Annotated in this window: 13 protein-coding genes; 4 read left to right on the forward strand and 9 right to left on the reverse strand. The window is 62.6% G+C overall.

Annotated features, from left to right (window positions below; genetic code table 11):
- Positions 1-590: alcohol dehydrogenase catalytic domain-containing protein (locus SPH52_RS00005; protein WP_411792948.1), on the reverse strand; the 590-nt coding region annotated here is incomplete at its 3' end.
- A gap of 127 nt (positions 591-717) precedes the next feature.
- On the opposite strand from SPH52_RS00005, the gene SPH52_RS00010 reads away from it, so the two are divergent.
- The gene (locus tag SPH52_RS00010) at positions 718-1,623 is read left to right on the forward strand and encodes a LysR family transcriptional regulator (protein ID WP_411792949.1); all 906 of its coding nucleotides are present in this window, start codon (positions 718-720) and stop codon (positions 1,621-1,623) included.
- Between the two features lie 45 nt (positions 1,624-1,668).
- Here SPH52_RS00010 and SPH52_RS00015 read toward each other — a convergent pair whose 3' ends face one another.
- The 6 genes from SPH52_RS00015 to SPH52_RS00040 form a co-directional block, all read right to left on the reverse strand.
- Positions 1,669-2,652, reverse strand: a complete 984-nt coding sequence (locus SPH52_RS00015; protein ID WP_411792950.1) for a branched-chain amino acid ABC transporter permease — start codon at positions 2,650-2,652, stop codon at positions 1,669-1,671.
- Between the two features lie 4 nt (positions 2,653-2,656).
- On the reverse strand, positions 2,657-3,544 hold the full coding sequence (locus SPH52_RS00020; RefSeq protein ID WP_411792951.1) for a branched-chain amino acid ABC transporter permease: 888 nt from the start codon (positions 3,542-3,544) through the stop codon (positions 2,657-2,659).
- Between the two features lie 60 nt (positions 3,545-3,604).
- Positions 3,605-4,825, reverse strand: coding sequence for an ABC transporter substrate-binding protein (locus SPH52_RS00025; RefSeq protein ID WP_411792952.1), 1,221 nt, complete (start codon positions 4,823-4,825; stop codon positions 3,605-3,607).
- Positions 4,826-4,911: 86 nt separating this feature from the next.
- Positions 4,912-5,664, reverse strand: a complete 753-nt coding sequence (locus SPH52_RS00030; protein WP_411792953.1) for an ABC transporter ATP-binding protein — start codon at positions 5,662-5,664, stop codon at positions 4,912-4,914.
- A complete protein-coding gene (locus SPH52_RS00035) occupies positions 5,661-6,428 on the reverse strand; it encodes an ABC transporter ATP-binding protein (protein WP_411792954.1) in 768 nt (255 codons plus the stop codon). Before SPH52_RS00035 ends, SPH52_RS00030 begins: the two co-directional genes overlap by 4 nt.
- Positions 6,429-6,707: 279 nt before the next feature.
- The gene (locus SPH52_RS00040; protein WP_411792955.1) at positions 6,708-8,087 is read right to left on the reverse strand and encodes an L-serine ammonia-lyase; all 1,380 of its coding nucleotides are present in this window, start codon (positions 8,085-8,087) and stop codon (positions 6,708-6,710) included.
- A 178-nt stretch (positions 8,088-8,265) separates the two neighbouring features.
- On the opposite strand from SPH52_RS00040, the gene SPH52_RS00045 reads away from it, so the two are divergent.
- The 3 genes from SPH52_RS00045 to SPH52_RS00055 all read left to right on the forward strand — a co-directional run bounded on the left by SPH52_RS00045 (position 8,266) and on the right by SPH52_RS00055 (position 11,655).
- On the forward strand, positions 8,266-9,201 hold the full coding sequence (locus SPH52_RS00045) for a LysR substrate-binding domain-containing protein (protein ID WP_411792956.1): 936 nt from the start codon (positions 8,266-8,268) through the stop codon (positions 9,199-9,201).
- A gap of 64 nt (positions 9,202-9,265) precedes the next feature.
- Positions 9,266-9,913 (forward strand): hypothetical protein, encoded by a 648-nt coding sequence (locus tag SPH52_RS00050; RefSeq protein WP_411792957.1) that lies wholly within the window; start codon positions 9,266-9,268, stop codon positions 9,911-9,913.
- Positions 9,914-10,083: 170 nt separating this feature from the next.
- Positions 10,084-11,655: an AbgT family transporter gene (locus tag SPH52_RS00055; RefSeq protein ID WP_411792958.1), complete on the forward strand. Its 1,572-nt coding sequence runs from the start codon at positions 10,084-10,086 to the stop codon at positions 11,653-11,655.
- A gap of 104 nt (positions 11,656-11,759) precedes the next feature.
- Here the strand turns inward: SPH52_RS00055 and rpoD are convergent, their stop codons facing one another.
- Together rpoD and dnaG are read right to left on the reverse strand one after the other, a co-directional pair.
- The gene (gene rpoD, locus SPH52_RS00060) at positions 11,760-13,616 is read right to left on the reverse strand and encodes an RNA polymerase sigma factor RpoD (protein WP_411792959.1); all 1,857 of its coding nucleotides are present in this window, start codon (positions 13,614-13,616) and stop codon (positions 11,760-11,762) included.
- A 213-nt stretch (positions 13,617-13,829) separates the two neighbouring features.
- Positions 13,830-15,653 carry a DNA primase gene (gene dnaG / locus SPH52_RS00065; protein ID WP_411792960.1) on the reverse strand — a complete coding sequence of 608 codons (1,824 nt, stop codon included), beginning with the start codon at positions 15,651-15,653 and terminating at the stop codon, positions 13,830-13,832.
- Between the last annotated feature and the right edge of the window lie 106 nt (positions 15,654-15,759).

Raw genomic sequence — 15,759 nt, forward strand, 5'->3', positions numbered from 1 at the left:
GCACCCAGGCCGAACACCGCCACGGTGGAGCCCGGCTCGACCTTGGCGGTGTTGAGCACCGCGCCGATGCCGGTGGTCACGCCGCAGCCGAGCAGACAGATCTTGTCCAGCGGCGCCTCCGGCGAAACCTTGGCCAGCGAGACCTCGGGCAGCACAGTGTACTCGCTGAAGGTGGAGCAGCCCATGTAGTGGTGCAGCATCTTGCCGTCGAGCGAGAAGCGCGAGCTGCCGTCGGGCATCAGGCCCTGGCCCTGGGTGGCGCGCACCGCCTGGCACAGGTTGGTCTTGCCCGAGCGGCAGAACTTGCACTTGCCGCACTCGGCGGTATAGAGCGGGATGACGTGGTCGCCGGGCTTGAGGCTGGTGACCCCTTCGCCCACCGCCTCGACGATGCCGGCGCCCTCGTGGCCCAGCACCGAGGGGAACAGCCCCTCCGGGTCGGCGCCGGAAAGGGTGAAGGCGTCGGTATGGCAGACGCTGGTCGCAACGATACGCACCAGGACTTCCCCGGCCCTGGGGTCCTGCACATCGATTTCGGTGAGCTCGAGGGGCTTGCCCGCTTCGAGAGCAACGGCGGCGCGCGACTTCATGCAAAATCTCCTGATGGTCAAACGATCCAGTTTGTAACGATCTCTATCAGTCTAGGTGCGCCCAGCGTTATGATGATATAGAAACAGCGACACAACATTATTCCAGCTGTGCAACGATGGAGTTCCTATGGCTCATTGGGATGGTATCGAAGCCTTCGTGGAAGTGGTCAGGTTGGGTACCTTTGCTGCGGCAGCACGCCAGCTTCACGTTTCCAACTCGCATATCAGCCGCCAAGTGGCTCAGCTCGAGCAACAGCTGGGGCTGCCACTGCTCTACCGAACCACACGCCAGATCCACCTTACCGACGCCGGCGAACGCTACTATGTCCGATGTCGTGAACTTCTCGATGGCTTTCGCGAAGCGGAAACCGCATTGCAGAGCCTCAAGGAGTGCCCCCACGGTGTGCTTCAACTGAGCTGCGCCACCACCTTCGGCGAGCGCTTCCTCGCCCCGTTGGTGAACGACTTTCTGCGCCTGCACCCTCAGCTCGAGATGCGTCTTCACCTGACCAACCGCCAGGTGGATGTGATCGACGAGGGCTACGACGTCGTCATTCGCATGGGCACTCTACAGGATTCAACCTTGGTGGCACGCCGCTTGTGCGAGCGACGCGAATACGTTGTCGCTTCTCCCGATTACTTTCAAGGCGTATCGCAGCCCCACTCGGTAGCGGAGCTGGCACACCATCGATGCCTGATCGGCACCCGCGATCACTGGCGCTTCGACATCGAGGGGCTGCACCGAGAAATACGCGTGCAAGGTCCTTGGCAGGCCAACTCCGGGCTTGCACTGCTCGATGCAGCGCTCAAGGGACTGGGGTTGGCCCAACTGCCCGACTACTACGTCATGCCTTACCTTGCCAGCGGCGAACTGATCGAAGTACTACCCCGCTTTCAATGCCACGACGCAGGGGTTTGGGCGGTCATGCCACGGCATCGCCAGCATGCAGCCAAGGTGCGCCAGTTCGTCGACTACCTGGTGGAACATCTTCCCGCCAGCCTGGAGCGGGCCTGCTCCACGTCGCAGGAATAAAAAATGGCGCCCATGGGGCGCCATGACGAGGCTTGTCGATGCTTCTTACTTGAAGTTCTTGCGATACATCTTCAGCGCCTCGCCGACGATACCGCTGCGGAAGCTGAGTACGCAGAGCACGAAAATGATACCCAGGATCGGACCCACCCAGTTGCCCAGCGGTGACTGAGCCAGCAAATGCTGCAGGCTGACCACCAGCCCCGCGCCCACCACCGGGCCGAACAGAGTGCCCACACCACCGAGCAGGGTCATCAGGATCACCTCGCCGGACATGTGCCAGTGGGCATCGGTCAGAGAGGCGAGCTGGAAAACTACCGTCTTGGTGGAGCCGGCCAGTCCGGCCAATCCCGCCGAAAGGATGAAGGCCACCAGCTTGTAGGCATCGACGTTGTAGCCGAGCGATACGGCGCGCGGTTCGTTCTCGCGGATCGCCTTGAGCACTTGGCCGAACGGCGAGTGCACGGCCCGCTGGATCAGGGCAAAGCCGAACAGGAAGACCGCGAAGACGAAGTAGTACATCGCCAGGTTGTTGCGCAGGCTGATGAAACCGAACAGCTGGCCACGCGGCACGCCGTGCAGGCCGTCCTCACCGCCGGTGAAGGGCGCCTGGATATAGAAGAAGAACATCAGTTGGGCCAGGGCCAGGGTGACCATGGCGAAGTAGATGCCCTGCCGTCGAATCGACAGCGCCCCGAAGATGGCGCCCAGCACCACGGCAGCGGCCGTACCGGTGAGAATGCCCATTTCGGGAGTCAGCGCCGGATAGCTCGACAGCAGGTAGCCGGTCACGTAGCCACCGGTGGCCAGGAAGGCCGCATGGCCGAAGGAGAGCAGGCCAGCATAGCCCAGCAGCAGGTTGAAAGCGCAGGCGAACAGGGCAAAGCACAGCACCTTCATCAGGAATACTGGATAGGCGATGAAGGGCGCCACCATACCGATCGCGATCAGCGCCACATAGAAGGCGTTGCGACGCAGGTTGGCGCGGCGCTCTCGCTTCATGGATGGCGTCATGGTTTGGGTCGTGGCCATGTCGTCATGCCTCCTTGCCGAAGAGCCCGGCGGGCCTGAGTAGTAGCACCAGGATCATCACCAGGAAAATTACGGTGTTGGCTGCCTCGGGGTAGTACACCTTGGTCAGTCCCTCGATCAGCCCCATGGCAAGCCCCGTCACGACGGCGCCCAATATGGAACCCATGCCACCGATAACCACTACCGCAAAGACCACGATCAGCAGATTGGAACCCATGGTCGGCGAAACAGGATAGAGCGGTGCGGCCAGTACGCCGGCGAAGGCGGCAAGCGCTACGCCGAAGCCGTAGGTCAGCGTTACCAACAACGGTACGTTGACGCCGAAGGCCTGCATCAGCGCCGGGTTCTCAGTGCCAGCACGCAGATAGGCGCCAAGCCGTGTGCGCTCGATCATGTACCAGGTGCCGAAGCAGACCACGATAGCCGCCAGCAGCACCCAAGCGCGGTACTTGGGCAGGAACATGAAGCCGGTCTGATAGCCGCCCTGCAGCGCTTCGGGTGTCGGGTAGCGCGCTCCCGAAACACCGAAGAAGTTGACCAGCGTACCTTCGAAGATCAGCGCCAGGCCGAAGGTCAGCAATAATCCGTAGAGATGGTCGAGGTGTCCGATACGGCGCAACAGCAATCGCTCGATCAGCATGCCGAACAGACCCACCACCAGCGGCGCAAGCAGCAGTGCCGCCCAGTAATTGATGCCCAGGTAGCGCATGCCGAGCAGCGTGGCGAATGCCCCCAGCATGTACATGGCCCCGTGGGCGAAGTTGACGATCTTCAGCAAGCCGAAGATCACCGCCAACCCCAGGCTCAGCAAGGCGTAGAAGGCACCGTTGATCAGCCCCAGCAGCAGCTGGCCCATGAACACCGCCAACGGCACGCCGAATATCATCGTCATGTCAGGTTCTCCTCGCCGTCAGAGGGGCGGCGGCCGCAGCCGCCGCCAACCGTGTGTGCTTCAGTTCTGCACCAGCTTGCACTGGCTCTCTGAAAGCGGGCGGTAGGCCTCTTCGGCGGGAATGGTGGAAAGGATCTCGTACAGGTCCCATTCACTGGTGGAGTCGGCCGGTGACTTCACCTGGGCCAGGTACATGTCATGGATCATGCGTCCGTCTTCGCGCAGCCGGCCGTTACGCGCGAAGAAGTCGTTTATCTCCTGCTCCATCATGTACTCGCGAACGGTGGCCGGATCGTCGCTGCCGGTTGCCTCGACGGCCTGAAGGTAGTGCGTGGTGCTGGAGTAGATACCGGCCTGGACCATGGTTGGCATGCGCCCGACACGCTCGTAGTAACGCTCGGACCATTCACGCGCCTCATCGTCCATGTCCCAGTACCAGCCAGTGGTCAGCAGCAGGCCTTGGGTGGCATCGAGCCCCATGGCATGCACGTCGCTGAGGAACACGAGCAGGCCGGCGAGTTGCTGGCCCGCTTCCACCACGCCGAACTGGCTGGCGGTGTTGATGGCATTGACGGTATCGGCACCAGCATTGGCGAGGCCGATGATCTTGGCACCGGAGCCCTGGGCCTGGAGGATGTAAGAGGAGAAATCGTCAGTGGGGAACGGATGGCGCACACCACCAATGATCTGCCCACCGCTCTCTTCCACGACGCGGGATACGTCCGCCTCCAGCGCATGACCGAAGGCGTAATCGGCGGTGAGCATGAACCAGGTGTCGCCACCCTGGTCGACGACTGCCTTGGCGGTACCATTGGCCAGCGGGTAGGTATCGTATACCCAATGGATATGGTTGGGCGTGCAGTGCTCGTTGGTAATGCTGGATGCCGCCGAAGCCGAGACGATGCCGAAGCCATTGTTCTCTTCCAACACGCGCGTCACGGCGATGGTCACCGACGAGGCTACCAGACCGGCCACGAGGTCGACGTTACGAGTATCCATCCACTCACGCACGGTGTTGGCGCCCACATCGGCGCTGTTACGATCGTCGGCACTGAACACCTGGATCGGCGCCCCATTGACGCTGCCACCGAAGTCCTCGACCGCCATGTTCAGCGCCTCCAGGCCACCTGGCCCGGCCAGGTCACGGTAGGTACCGGACATGTCCGCCAGGTAGCCGATACGCACCTGGCCATCGCTGATTTCCGCCTGGGCGGCAGTTGCCATGGCGGCGGTAGCGGCAATGGCAATGCTGCTGGCGAGAGTCTTCTTGATGAAGGTCATTTTCGTCTCCATAGCCCAACTGGGCAGGTTGTTGTTGTCATGCGCGCTGCAGGTAAGACGTGATTGTGGTTACGAGTGCTGGCTTGCTATACGCCCAACAAGGAGTTCAAGTGTTCACGCTTGGAAGGCAGCGCCGCCTTGCTGATCTCCTCAATGATGCGCCCATGCTCCATGACGTAGTGGCGGTCGGCGAGCGGCGCGGCGAAGCGGAAGTTCTGCTCCACCAGGACGATGGTCATGCCGCGGTCGCGCAGTTTGACCAGCACCTCGGCGAGCTTCTGCACGATGACCGGCGCCAAGCCTTCGGTGATCTCGTCAAGCAGCAGCATGCGGGCCCCGGTACGCAAGATGCGCGCCATGGCCAGCATCTGCTGTTCGCCACCGGATAGACGTGTGCCCTGGCTGCGGCGGCGCTCGTAGAGGTTGGGGAACATCTCGTAGATCTCGTCGATCGACATGCCACCCGAGCGCACCGTGGGCGGCAACAGCAGGTTCTCCTCGACGTCGAGACTGGCAAAGATGCCACGCTCCTCGGGGCAATAGCCGATGCCCAGGCGCGGAATGCGATGCGCCTTCATGGCGATGGTTTCGGTACCGTTGACCATGATCGAACCGGTGCGCCGGCCGACCATGCTCATGATCGACTTGAGCGTGGTACTGCGACCGGCCCCGTTACGGCCCAGCAGGGTGACCAGCTCACCGCGCCGCACCTCCATGTCGACCCCGTGCAGGATGTGCGATTCGCCATAAAAGGCATGCAGGTCACGGATGCGCAGCATCTCGGCGCCATCATGGTCGCGATATTCGGTACGATTCGGCTGTTCGATGACCTGGTTCATGCGCTGGCCTCCTCTGCCTCACTACCCATGTAGGCTTCCCGCACCCGCGGATCGGCGGAAACTTCCTCGTAGTCGCCCTCGGCCAGCACGGCACCACGGGCCAGCACGGTAATCCGGTCGCACAGCCGGCTCACCACGCTGAGGTTGTGTTCGACCATCAGTACCGTGCGCCCCTTGGCCACGCGGCGGATCAACTCGACGATACGATCGACATCCTCCGCCCCCATACCCTGGGTCGGCTCGTCGAGCAGCATCAGCGTCGGGTTCATGGCCAAGGTGGTGGCCACTTCCAGGGCGCGCTTGCGCCCGTAGGGCATCTCGACGGTCAGGACGTTCGCATACTCACGCAGGCCGACCTCATCGAGCAGCTCGATAGCGCGGTCGTTCAGATGATCCAGGGTCCGCTCCGACTTCCAGAAATGAAACGAAGTGCCGATCGGGCGCTGCAGGGCCACCCGCACGTTCTCCAGCGCGGTCATGTGGGCAAACACAGCGGAGATCTGAAAGGAGCGCACCATGCCCATGCGCGCGATCTCGTTGGCCTTCATGCCGGTGATCGGCTTGCCACGATAGAGAATTTCGCCCCGGGTCGGCGGCAGGAACTTGGTGAGGAGGTTGAAGACGGTCGTCTTGCCGGCACCATTGGGGCCGATCAAGGCGTGGATATGTCCTTCCCGGACCTGCAGGTTGACATCGTCCACGGCAGTGAAGCCGCGGAACTGCTTGGTCAACCCGCGAGTTTCCAGTATGAACTCCTGGGTCATGTGACGTCCTCTCTGGACCGTCGTGACGATCCATGCTGATTTGTTGTCGTTGTGGTGAGGGCTGCAACTTGTATTTACTCTCAGCCCGGGGCTTCTAACCTTTACGTTAACGTAAGCTAGAGGAGACGAAACCGCGGGGCAACCATTGAAGCGCCGAACTCGACCAATGGCGTAGAGAGCGCGGCCATTCAATAGCTTGCAAACGAAAACGCGATGCCGCATGGGCATCGCGTCGGAAGGGGGCAAAGCTCGGTTAGACGGCAGGAATGCCGTGCGCTTTCAACATTCGATGGCGTTCACCGCCAGCCCGCCACGGGACGTTTCCTTGTACTTGTCCTGCATGTCGCGGCCAGTGTCACGCATGGTGCGGATCGCCTTGTCGAGGGAGATGAAGTGTTCGCCATCGCCGCGCAGCGACATCTGAGCCGCATTGATCGCCTTGACCGATGCGATGGCATTGCGCTCGATGCACGGCACCTGTACCAGGCCGCCAACCGGATCGCAGGTCAGCCCGAGGTTGTGCTCCAGGCCGATCTCGGCGGCGTTCTCAACCTGGCCGACACTACCGCCCATCACTTCAGCCAGGCCAGCAGCGGCCATGGCGCAGGCCGAGCCCACCTCGCCCTGACACCCCACCTCCGCACCGGAGATGGAGGCGTTCTTCTTGCACAGGATGCCCACCGCGGCAGCAGCCAACAGGAAATCCACCACGTCGCGCTCGCTGGCACCGGGCTGAAACTTCATGTAGTAGTGAAGCACGGCAGGAATGATGCCGGCCGCACCGTTGGTCGGTGCAGTGACCATGCGTCCGCCGGCGGCATTCTCCTCGTTCACCGCCAAGGCGAAGACATTGACCCAGTCCATCGCACCGAAGGTGGTAGCGATCAGACTCTGGTCGTCACTCGTTGCCAGCAGGCGACGATGCAATGAAGCCGCGCGGCGCTTGACGTTGAGCCCGCCAGGCAAAACGCCCTCCTGCTGCAAGCCTTTGTCGACACAGGCCTGCATGGCCTGCCAGATCTGCCACAGACCATCGCGCACTTCGGCTTCACTACGCCAGGCCTTCTCGTTCTCGAGCATCAGCTCGCTGATGCGCATGTCGTGCATGCGGCACAGCGCCATCAGTTCAGCCGCCGAGTTGAAGTCGTAGGGCAACGTGGTGTTGTCCTGGTCCAGCTCTCCCCGCTCGGCCTGATCCTCGTCGATGACGAAGCCACCGCCCACCGAATAGTAGGTGTTGCGCCACAGCTCCTCGCCATGACCATGGGCCACCAGCGTCATGGCATTGGGGTGATAGGGTAGGCACTCTTCGTACCACTGCATGTCGCGCGCCCAGAGGAAGGGAATCGCCAGGCGACCGTCGAGCAGCAGGGTGCTCGCCTCCAGCAGCTCCTCGATACAGGGTGCGACGATGGCGGGATCGATCCGGTCGGGGCGCTCGCCCATCAGCCCCATGATCACGGCGCGGTCGGTAGCGTGCCCCTTGCCGGTGGCGCTCAAGGAGCCGAACAGCTTCACCTCGACCCGGGCTACCCGTTCGAGCAGGTCACGCTCACGCAGCACCTGAACGAAGTCGTAGGCGGCCCGCATCGGCCCCACGGTATGGGAGCTGGAGGGCCCAATGCCGATCTTGAACAGGTCGAAGACGCTGATTGCCATAAGTCACCTCATCGGTCGCCGGGCAGCCACCGAGTGCCTCACTATGAGAAGTCACCCACCGATGGATCAGCCTAGCTAAAACATGTTTGCCTTCACGGCATGAATGGCCTTATGTTGAGCGTGAATACATCGAGCGGCAAACGAAAATAACTGCTCACTCCTATAGTAAAACTAAACCATGAATCGCCTGCTCCATGCCCAGACCCATGCCTGGCTGAAGGTCTTCGCCGTCAGCGCCCGCCACCTCTCCTTCACACGGGCGGCGGAAGAGCTGCATGTCACCACCGGCGCGGTGAGCCAGCAGATCAAGCAGCTCGAGGAGCGGCTGGGATTCAAGCTGTTTCGTCGCCTGCCACGACGCCTGGAGCTCACCGAAGAGGGCAAGCGCCTGGCCGCGGTGGTCGACGAGGCCTATCAATCGGTCGGCCTCGAGGTGAAGCGCCTGCGCAGCGGCGTGATGAGCGGCATCATCCGCCTGCGCAGCGTGCCGGCATTCCTCAGCAAGTGGCTGATGCCACGACTGCCGCGCCTGCAGGCGCGCTTCCCCGACATCGAGCTTCAGGTCATCGCCGAGGACAGCAGCCTGTCGCTGCGCGAGGGAGAGTTCGACCTGGCCATCGATCTCAACGATGGCCACTACCCGGGACTGGCCATCACGCCATTGATGGAAGAGGTGATCTTTCCCGTCTGCGCCCCGGCTTTGATGCGCCGCCGCCCGCCCCTGTCAGGCCCCGAGGAGCTGGCCTGGTATCCCTTGCTTCACGACATTACCGCCTGGCGCGGCGGGCACCCCTATGCCGAGTGGGAACACTACCTGCAGGCCATCGAAGCCCCGCCGCTCAACGTGCGCCGCGGCTATACCTTCAACCGCCACCGGCTGACAATGGAAGCCGCTATTGCCGGCATGGGCGTAGCCATCGCGCGTCAGGCACTGCTGACCAATGAGCTCAGCACCGGCGCCCTGATCGCCCCCTTCGCCGCTCGCATTCCGACTGGTAAGCGCTACGGCATCGTACATACCAGCGGCGCGCTCGATGATCGTCGCGTGGCCGCGGTGCACGACTGGATCGTGGAAGAAGCCCAGCGACACGCCAATTTGCCAGCCGCTATCTAGCCTATTCATGCAGGAGTCATTAAAATGACATGCATTCGTGTATGTCTCGATAGCGACCTTGTCCATGCCCTCCTCAGCACCCCGAAACGCCTGGCCGATCGGCTTCACCGCCGCCAGCCTGCGCGCAGGGCTCTACGTCCTGTTCATCGCCGGATGCGGCCAGCTAGCCTACCTGGAAGCTGCTTATTTCCCGCAAAGCCGTTTCACGGAATATGGCTTGGTGGAACTGGCACAAAGCCTCGTTCTGGCGACCTCGGCTGCCCTGTTATTCTACGTGCGTCAGGTGCAGCGTGCGCTTCCCACCGTCACCCTGTTGATGTTCGCCTTCATTGCCAGCTCGCTGATTCGCGAGCAGGACTACTGGCTCGACACCCGCGTCGCTCGCCACGCCTGGAAAGTACTGGTTGCCTTGATCGTTCTTCCCGCCCTGGCCCTGGTCATACGCCGTCGACATCGGTTCGCCGATGAATTCCGCCACTATTCCAACACCTTCTCCTTCGGCCTGTTTGCCAGCGGCGTGCTGGTGACCTATGTCTTCTCCCGCCTGTTCGGACGCCAGAGCCTGTGGCAGGCCATCATGCAGGAGAGCTACCTGCGCAGCTTCAAGAACGCCGCAGAGGAGATGGTGGAACTGCTCGGCTACGCTTTGATCCTGATCGCCATCATCGAGTTGGTGCTGCTGGCCAGGCGCTGGTGCATGGCCCGGCACTGACCTGTACTCTCAGCCTGCCGACCCCCTCCCCCGAAGGGCAACACGGTCTTTCGTGCTTCCGTGCCTCTAAAGTCGATTTGCAGACGGCGCCATATCAAAGTAATGTCGCGCGCCAAGCCCATTGGGCAAAATAATTCACTGCAATATCCGTACTAAAAGAGCATTTTCCAATGTCAAATTACGCAAACCGTCGCGAGCGGCTACGGAAAGGAATGTTCCACCGCTTCCTCGACGGGGTGGAGTGGCTCGGCAACCTGCTACCCCACCCCGTGACCCTGTTCGCCCTGCTCTGTCTCATCGTGATCGTGGCCAGCGGTATCGCAGGCGCCCTGGACGTCTCGGTCGCCGACCCGCGCCCAGCCAACGAAGGTGAGTTCATTGCGGTGAATTCACTGCTCAATGCCGAGGGGTTGCGCCGGCTGGTCACCGAAATGGTGACCAATTTCACCGGCTTTGCGCCGCTCGGCACCGTATTGGTCGCCATGCTTGGCGTTGGCGTCGCCGAGCACTCGGGCCTGCTTTCGGCCAGCATGCGCGCGCTGGTGCTGGATCGTTCGCCGCGAATCGTCACCTACGCCGTAGTGTTTGCCGGCATCATGTCCAATATGGCCGCCGAGCTCGGCTATGTCGTACTGATCCCGCTGGCAGCAATGATCTTTCACTCGCTGGGGCGCCACCCGCTCGCAGGCCTGGCCGCGGCCTTCTGCGGTGTATCTGGAGGCTACAGCGCCAACCTGCTGATCGGCACTGTCGACCCGCTGCTCTCCGGCATCACCCAGGAAGCCGCGCGCCTGCTCGATCCGAGCTACAGCGTGGGCGCAGAAGCCAACTGGTTCTTCATGATTGCCAGTACCTTCGTCGTCACGCTGATCGGCGGCCTGGTTACCGAGCGCATCGTCGAGCCAAAGCTCGGCAAGTTCGATGCCGCCTACGCCGTGGACGATATCGACGATCAGCGCATGGAGGGACTCTCGACCACTGAGAAGCGCGCCCTAAAGGGGACCGGGATCGCCACGCTGGCCATCGTGGCAGTGCTGGCAGCCATGGTGATACCTGCCAATGGCATCCTGCGCCATCAGGAAACAGGGGCCATCGGCGGATCCCCCTTTCTAAGCGGCATCGTGGTGATCGTGGCGGTCTCCTTTGCCGTGCTCGGCTTCGTCTACGGCAGGCTTGCCGCCACCATGCGCGGCGACCGCGACATCGTCGATGCCATGGCGCGCAGCATGAGCAGCCTGGGACTCTATATCGTGCTGGTGTTCTTCGCCGCCCAGTTCGTGGCGCTGTTCAACTGGAGCAACTTCGGCACGGTGATCGCGGTGGCCGGCGCCGACCTGCTGCAGACCATGGGCCTGGGTGGCCCGCTGCTGTTCGCCCTGTTCATCCTGATGTGCGCCTTCGTCAACCTGTCACTGGGCAGCGCCTCGGCCCAATGGGCGGTGACCGCACCGATCTTCGTGCCGATGCTGATGCTGATGGGCTACGCGCCGGAAGTGATTCAGGCCGCCTATCGTATCGGCGACTCGGTGACCAACCTGATTACCCCGATGATGAGCTACTTTGGCCTGATCATGGCGGTGGCGGCCCGCTACCGGAAGGATCTGGGCATCGGCACACTGGTGGCGCTGATGCTGCCCTACACCCTGTTCATGCTGATCGGCTGGAGCCTGCTGTTCTTCGCCTGGGTGTTCCTGTTCGGCCTGCCGGTAGGACCGGGATCTGCCACTCACTACGTGCTTTGACGAACCACCCCCACCGCTGGCGACGAGCCAGAACGCAAGAAGCCCATGGCCGCACGGCCATGGGCTTCTTTCATCGGGAGCTCCAGGCTCAGGAGCGCTCCAGCTTACTCGTCGAGGAACGAGCGCAGCGGCTCCGAGCGACTCGGGTGGCGCAGCTTGCGCAGTGCCTTGGCCTCGATCTGACGAATCCGCTCGCGAGTGACGTCGAACTGCTTGCCGACTTCCTCGAGAGTGTGATCGGTGTTCATGTCGATGCCGAAGCGCATGCGCAGCACCTTGGCCTCACGCGCGGTAAGGCCGCCCAGCACGTTACGCGTCGCCTCGATCAGGCCCTCGCCGGTGGCCAGGTCGACCGGCAGCTGCATGGTGCTGTCCTCGATGAAGTCGCCCAGGTGCGAGTCATCGTCGTCGCCGATGGGCGTCTCCATGGAGATCGGCTCCTTGGCGATCTTGAGCACCTTGCGCACCTTGTCCTCGGGCATCTCGAGGCGCTCACCCAACTCTTCGGGCGTCGGTTCGCGACCCATCTCCTGCAGCATCTGCCGCGACACGCGGTTGAGCTTGTTGATGGTCTCGATCATGTGCACCGGGATACGAATGGTGCGCGCCTGGTCGGCGATCGAGCGGGTGATCGCCTGGCGAATCCACCAGGTGGCATAGGTCGAGAACTTGTAGCCACGGCGGTATTCGAACTTGTCCACCGCCTTCATCAGGCCGATGTTGCCTTCCTGGATCAGGTCGAGGAACTGCAGGCCGCGGTTGGTGTACTTCTTGGCGATCGAGATCACCAGGCGCAGGTTGGCCTCGACCATCTCCTTCTTGGCCCGGCGCGCCTTGGCCTCGCCGATGGAGAGCCTGCGGTTGATCTCCTTCAGCTCAGACACCGGCAACTGGACCATGTCCTCCTCGAAGGCGATACGACGCTGGGAGCGCTGGATATCGGCGCGCAGCGGCTCCAGGCGCTCGGCGAACTTGGCGTGATTGCCCATGAATTCGTCGATCCACTCCTGGCGCGATTCGTTGCCGGGAAACGCCTTGATGAAGCTCTTGCGCGGCACCTTGGCCTTCTTGACGAAAAGCTGCATCACTGCCTTTTCCTGGGCGCGCACCTGCTCGACGCTGATGCGCACCTGGCCGACCAGGCGCTCGAAGTGCTTGGGCACCAGCTTGATCGGCGAGAACAGCTCGGCCAGACGCTCCATCTCGACCTGAGCTTCCGCGCTGCCCCGGCCGTGCTTGGCAAGCGCCTCACGCACCAGCTCGTTCTGCTCGCGGATCTGCTCGAAGCGAGCCTTGGCCTCTTCAGGGTCGGGACCGCCGGAGCTCTCCTCCTCCGCCTCGCCGGCATCCTCGTCATCGTCGTCGCTGGCGTCGTCGTCATCGCCAACGGCGCTGAGCTCCTCCTCGGGAACCTCGGCCTCGGCCACGCCGGGAATGCCTTCGTCAGGATCGATGAAGCCAGAGAAGAGATCGGAGAGACGGCCAGGCGCCTCTTCGTTCTGAGTCGCATCGTAGGCCTCGAGAATCGAGTCTACCGCGCCGGGCAGCCAGGCCAGGGCCGACATAACCTCGCGCGTACCTTCCTCGATACGCTTGGCGATCTCGATCTCACCCTCGCGGGTCAAGAGCTCCACGGTACCCATCTCGCGCATGTACATGCGCACGGGGTCGGTGGTGCGGCCCACGTCGCTCTCCACCGCTGCCAGGGCAGCCACGGCTTCTTCAGCAGCCGACTCGTCGGCGGAGTGATCGGACATCATCAAGGTATCTTCGTCGGGAGCCTCCTCGACGACGCTGATACCCATGTCATTGATCATGCCGATGATGTCTTCTACCTGATCGGGATCGGCAATATCCTCGGGAAGGTGGTCGTTGACCTCGGCATAGGTCAGGTAGCCCTGTTCCTTGCCACGCGCGATCAACTCCTTCAGACGTGACTGCTGCTGCGCATTTCCAGCCATAGAAACCCTATCTCGACGAAGAAGAATGAAGCACCTGAAGCGCTGGGGTGGAGAAAACTCATGAAGCCCAATAGTATAGCGGGAAACCACACGGGCCCGCCAGTACGGCCCCATTTGCTCAAACACTCAGGTATGTTAGTTTTAACGGTTATGCCGACAGCGGCCTGCCCTTCCCCATGTGGGGCTGGGAAGCGAGAAAACAACCCCCGCCGGCTAACGCATCAGCTCAACCAGTAATTCCTGCAGACGCTGCCTCGCCTCGAGCGGCAAACGCTCGCCGCCGCGCTCCCTCGCCAGCAAGGCCTCGAACTCCTCCTGCGGTGACTGCCTCTGGCGATGGCGCTGGAGGTAGTCGACAAGCCCTTCCAACTCCTTGCCCCGCGTATCACGCGGAATCAGCAGCTCGCGTCGGGCCAGCACCGCCAACCGCTGCCCCTGGGCACTGCCCTGGAAGTGAGCCAGCACCACCTGCGGGCTGCGATAGCGGCCGGCACGCAACAGTCGCACCAGCTCCAGGCACAGCGCGGCGTCCTCATCCCCCTCGGGACACCAATCGTCCTCCGCGGGCAAACGCTCGACCAACGACGGCTCATGTACCAGCAGCTGTATCACCCGTGCCACCAACCCCAGCGATCCGCTCTTGGCCTGCTGCACATCGTTCGCCGCGCCCCGACCAACAGGAGCCTGTGCAGGCGCAACGCTTGGCTCGGCCGGTGTCACCGCCATGCTCTCTTCCTTCGCCAGAAGCGCTTCGAAGCGCGACTGATCGACCCCGGTACGGCGCGCAAGCTCTCCCAGCAATACCGTCTGCAACATGCCCTGGGGCAGGCGGCTCGCCGCCTTTAACACCTGGCTGGCAAAACGCTCGCGATCCTCGACCCGCGCCAGATCGCGCCCCCTTGCCGCCTGGTCGAACAGGAACTCCGACAGCGGACTGGCGCAGGTGATGCGATCTTCGAAGGCCTCACGCCCTTCACGGCGCACCAGCGTATCCGGGTCTTCACCCTCGGGCAGGAACAGGAAGCGCGCCTCACGCCCGTCGATCATCTGCGGCAGCACGGCTTCCAGCGCGCGACTGGCCGCCTGGCGCCCCGCCTTGTCGCCGTCGAAGCAGAACACCACCTCACTGACCATGCGAAACAGCCGAGCCAGATGCTCCTCGCTGGTGGAAGTACCCAGCGTGGCGACGGCATTGCGGATGCCGAACTGGGCCAATGCCACCACGTCCATGTAGCCCTCGACGATGACCACTCGTTCCAGCCGCGAATTGGCCTGCCGGGCTTCGAACAACCCGTAGAGCTCACGCCCCTTGTGAAAGACTGGCGTCTCGGGCGAATTCAGGTACTTGGGCTTGGCATCGCCGAGCACCCGGCCGCCAAAGGCGATGGTGCGTCCCCGCACGTCGCGAATTGGGAAGACCACCCGGTCGCGAAAGCGGTCATAGGTCCGCCCGGTATCTTCGCGCTGCACCAGCAGGCCGTATTCGATCTGCACCGCTTCCACTATGTCCCGGGCACTCAGGTGGCGTTTGAGCGCTTCCCAATCGTCCGGGGCATAACCGATACCGAAATCCCGCTGCACCTCTTCCGAGAGGCCGCGTCGGGCCAGGTACTCCCGTGCCGCTTGCCCTTCGGACATCTTCAGCCGCTCACGATAGAAGCTGGCCGCCAGCTCTAGAAGGTTGACCCCTTCCTGACGCTTGCGTTCACGCGCCTGGGCGCGCGGATCGTCGGCACCCTCTCGCGGCACCTCGAGCCCAACTCGCGAAGCCAACTGGTCTACCGCCTCGGGAAAACGAAGCTTGTCGTACTCCATCAGGAAGCGCAGGGCGTTGCCATGGGCACCGCAGCCGAAGCAGTGGTAGAACTGCTTGTCGGCACTGACGGTAAACGATGGCGTCTTTTCCTGATGGAAGGGGCACAGGCCGGAATAGTTACGCCCAGCCTTCTTCAACTGCACTCGCTCACCCACCACTTCGACCACGTCGACACGCGCCAGCAAGTCATCAATGAAACGCTGAGGGATCTGGCCGGCCATGCAGGTCTCGCCACCTCCCGTTGGGATAGTAGAAGTATGAAGTGGAGCGGGGCGTGAAAAACAAGCGGCCACCTGACGGCAGCCGCTTGGTCATCCTTCCAGGAGC

This window comes from Halomonas sp. A29, assembly GCF_046723295.1.
Taxonomy (GTDB): domain Bacteria; phylum Pseudomonadota; class Gammaproteobacteria; order Pseudomonadales; family Halomonadaceae; genus Halomonas.

Excerpts from the sequence above, each read along its gene's own strand:
- SPH52_RS00010 (WP_411792949.1), top strand. The coding sequence starts at position 718 with ATGGCTCATTGGGATGGTATCGAAGCCTTCGTGGAAGTGGTCAGGTTG.
- SPH52_RS00015 (WP_411792950.1), bottom strand. The coding sequence starts at position 2,652 with ATGGCCACGACCCAAACCATGACGCCATCCATGAAGCGAGAGCGCCGC.
- SPH52_RS00020 (WP_411792951.1), bottom strand. The coding sequence starts at position 3,544 with ATGACGATGATATTCGGCGTGCCGTTGGCGGTGTTCATGGGCCAGCTG.
- SPH52_RS00025 (WP_411792952.1), bottom strand. The coding sequence starts at position 4,825 with ATGACCTTCATCAAGAAGACTCTCGCCAGCAGCATTGCCATTGCCGCT.
- SPH52_RS00030 (WP_411792953.1), bottom strand. The coding sequence starts at position 5,664 with ATGAACCAGGTCATCGAACAGCCGAATCGTACCGAATATCGCGACCAT.
- SPH52_RS00035 (WP_411792954.1), bottom strand. The coding sequence starts at position 6,428 with ATGACCCAGGAGTTCATACTGGAAACTCGCGGGTTGACCAAGCAGTTC.
- SPH52_RS00040 (WP_411792955.1), bottom strand. The coding sequence starts at position 8,087 with ATGGCAATCAGCGTCTTCGACCTGTTCAAGATCGGCATTGGGCCCTCC.
- SPH52_RS00045 (WP_411792956.1), top strand. The coding sequence starts at position 8,266 with ATGAATCGCCTGCTCCATGCCCAGACCCATGCCTGGCTGAAGGTCTTC.
- SPH52_RS00050 (WP_411792957.1), top strand. The coding sequence starts at position 9,266 with ATGCCCTCCTCAGCACCCCGAAACGCCTGGCCGATCGGCTTCACCGCC.
- SPH52_RS00055 (WP_411792958.1), top strand. The coding sequence starts at position 10,084 with ATGTCAAATTACGCAAACCGTCGCGAGCGGCTACGGAAAGGAATGTTC.
- rpoD (WP_411792959.1), bottom strand. The coding sequence starts at position 13,616 with ATGGCTGGAAATGCGCAGCAGCAGTCACGTCTGAAGGAGTTGATCGCG.
- dnaG (WP_411792960.1), bottom strand. The coding sequence starts at position 15,653 with ATGGCCGGCCAGATCCCTCAGCGTTTCATTGATGACTTGCTGGCGCGT.